1 protein-coding gene and 1 pseudogene are annotated in these 3,063 nt (G+C 37.6%); both read left to right on the top strand.

The window, feature by feature from the left end; all coding sequences use genetic code 11:
• The first annotated feature begins 229 nt into the window (after nucleotides 1-229).
• Nucleotides 230-1,549: pseudogene (locus ACEN3Z_RS11675) on the top strand (IS1380 family transposase).
• Nucleotides 1,550-1,907: 358 nt separating this feature from the next.
• Complete coding sequence (locus ACEN3Z_RS11670) at nucleotides 1,908-2,894, top strand: helix-turn-helix domain-containing protein (RefSeq protein ID WP_407090957.1); 987 nt, start codon at nucleotides 1,908-1,910, stop codon at nucleotides 2,892-2,894.
• The last annotated feature ends 169 nt before the right edge of the window (nucleotides 2,895-3,063 follow it).

Below are 3,063 nucleotides of genomic sequence, written 5' to 3'. Positions count from 1 at the left end.
TTAGATTTCTTTGTGTTAAAATGAGTGTGTGACATGAAGATTCTCTCCTTATACTATGTTGTGGTGACTTAAGTATAACGAATCTTCATGTCTTTTTTTAGTGTTGCGTTTCATCTTACAACACACCTATTTAAAGCAACTTACTTCATCACCCATTAGGTGATGAAAAAAGAACCACTTTCTGATATGGTTAATTCACTACAAACAACCATAGAAAGGGGTTCTCTCAATGGTTACTTTACAAGAAAATGCAGTGAAATTCAACAGTAACTTAATCGTTTCTCATGATGGTGGTCGTTTATCAAGTGATTCTGGTTTGATTTTAATCGATGAATTAATGGATGCTTTCCAATTTACTCAGCTCTCTAAAAAGATTGTTCGATTTAACGACAGTTGAAAATATTGGACGCATACGAATCATAAGCTTTTAAAACAGTTAGTGCTGCAAATTGTAGCCGGTTATAACACCGACTCTGCTGCAAATATTCTACAGCATGATCCGGTATTACAGACGCTCTTAACCGATGAGCCGCTGGCTTCTCAATCCTCAATCTCTCGACTCTATGATCGTGTAGAAGGTGAGACAATTAAGACGCTTCAAGTATTCAATCAAGCGTTAATTGACAAAGCCCGTCTGGTTCGCAACGATACAAATATGATTATCGATTTAGATTCTACCCATTCGGATACCTTTGGTCATCAAGAACAAACTGCTTACAACGCCCATTATGGAACGAATGGCTACCATCCTTTAGTGGCATTTGACGGCTTGACTGGCGACTTTTTAAAAGCCAAGCTTCGATCAGGAAATCAATACACTTCCAACGGGGTCAAAGAATTTCTTGAACCGTTATTGGAACATTATAACCAAACGATTCCAACCACTGATATTCTCGTTCGTGGAGACAGTGGTTTCGCGACACCGGATGTTTATGATTTATGCGACTTATACGAAAATCAGTATGTCATTCGGCTAAAGGCCAATAGGAATTTATATCGTTTAGCGGAAGAGTTTGTGTTCTATGATAACCATCATCCTTGGGATGAAAAAGAAGTCTATTATCATTCGGTTTCCTACCAAGCAGCTTCATGGTTCAAACCGCGTCGAGTGTGTATTCGTTCAACTCGAGAAGTAGGCGAACTCCTTTTTAAGCATTCCTTTATTGTCACGAATTTCTCAGAAAACATCTCAGCTAAAAGAGTGTTTGAAACCTACAATAAACGCGGTACCATGGAAAACTACATTAAAGAAGCCAAGAACAGCTTCTTCTTTGATAAAACAGATAGTCCTAGATTCATTGAAAACGAGGCCCGCATGATGATTAGCCTGTTGGCGTACAATCTGGTTAACTTCTTACGCACCTTGTGTTTTGAGCCAAAATCGAAAGGACTCCAAGTGGACACAATCCGTTTCCGTCTATTCAAAGTGGCTGGAAAACTAGTCAGCACTGCAAGACAAATGTATTTAAAACTATCGATTTCTCATGTTTATCAGCGAGAGTTTTATGCCGTATTCAGGAAAATCCAAAGGATTCGGCAGTACATTTAAAGAACCTGATTTTTAAAAAGTTCAAATGGCCCAGGGAGAAGTGCGCCTAAAATTTGAGTTCAAAAAGTGAAAAGTCTCAAAATAATTAAGTAGACCGAAAAAAATAAATAATTAGGATAGAAAATGGAAAACGATAAAGAAAATATAACAATATTGATAAAACAGCCTCTGAAATTAGAGGTATGAATTATTCAGGAATTAAGTATATATTGTTAATAGGAAAGAAATGCTAATATGTAGCCATTTGCAACCGCTAGTTGCGCAATTATACAGTGCACTACATGGTCTGCAACCATTATCTGAGAGATAATAAAGGTAGGAAAAGAGAGATGAATACATAACATAAGGAGTGTTATCCATGATATTAGCAGACAAAATTATCCACTTGCGAAAGAGATATAATATGACGCAAGAGGATCTAGCTGAAAAGTTGAATGTCAGTCGTCAGTCAGTCTCAAAGTGGGAAGGCAATCAAGCGACACCCGATTTAAACAAAGTCCTTAAACTCTCAAAACTTTTTGGTGTCACAACCGATTATCTCTTAAATGATGATGATGAAAGTTTAGAAACAGAAGAGGAAGTAGCAGCTGAACACGAGTTGCCAAAAGCAGATTATGTGTCTGTGTCACTGAATACAGCTAAAGAATACTTAGAAGAGAAGTCAGATTTTGCTCATCGAATTGGTATAGGGGTTGTGCTACTAATAAGTAGTGTCATTCCGATTGTGACTTTAACAACACCATCGATGCTTCGAATAATTCCAGAGAATGTCAGTGAAGCGATTGGAATTAGTGCGCTGTTCTTACTTGTAGCCTTAGGTGTCGGTGTGATGATCTTTGCGAGTATGCGTATGCAAAACTTTGCGTTTTTAGAAGAAGCTTTTGAGTTGGAGTTCGGTGTTCGTGGATTTGTTGAGAAAGAGATAGACAATTATCGTCCGATTCATACGCGACAATTATCCTTTGGCGTTGCTTTAATCATAGTGAGCGTACTTCCAATCATTATCATTAACCTGTTATTTCCTAGTTTTGCAGAAGACCATATTGGTTATGTTGTAGGGATTTTCCTCACGGTGGTTTCTATGGCTATCTATATGTTGATTTCTACAGGGATTTATTGGGGCAGTTTGAATACATTACTTAATCACCGTCAGCCAGAGGATGAGGAAAGTGAAGTAGTTGAACGTCTAGCCGGTATCTATTGGCCTTTGGTGACAGCGATCTTCCTTGGTTATAGTTTTATCACAGCGGATTGGGGACGCAGTTGGTTCATTTGGCCGATTGCAGCTATGATCTTCGCAGCCTTATCTGGTGTAGTGGATTTTCGCAACCAGAAGAATGAATAAAAGCAAAAAACTCAGGCACCTTGTTAATTTAACAGGTTGCCTGAGTCCTGAATAATTCATACTTTTAAATATTGAGTTATTCTAGTCGTTATTTTTCAATTTTGGATCACTTTATCGAAAATAAAATATTTTAATCGATTTTCTAAGCTAAAGAAAATCTTTTTAGTCT

It is taken from the genome of Ruoffia sp. FAM 26254 (assembly GCF_045528545.1).
Taxonomy (GTDB): domain Bacteria; phylum Bacillota; class Bacilli; order Lactobacillales; family Aerococcaceae; genus Ruoffia; species Ruoffia halotolerans.
Note: the sequence above shows the minus strand (reverse complement) of the source record. Positions and strands in the feature narration are given on the sequence as shown.

Bases quoted from the DNA above. Each gene is read 5' to 3' on its own strand.
- ACEN3Z_RS11670 (WP_407090957.1), top strand. From the start codon at position 1,908: ATGATATTAGCAGACAAAATTATCCACTTGCGAAAGAGATATAATATG.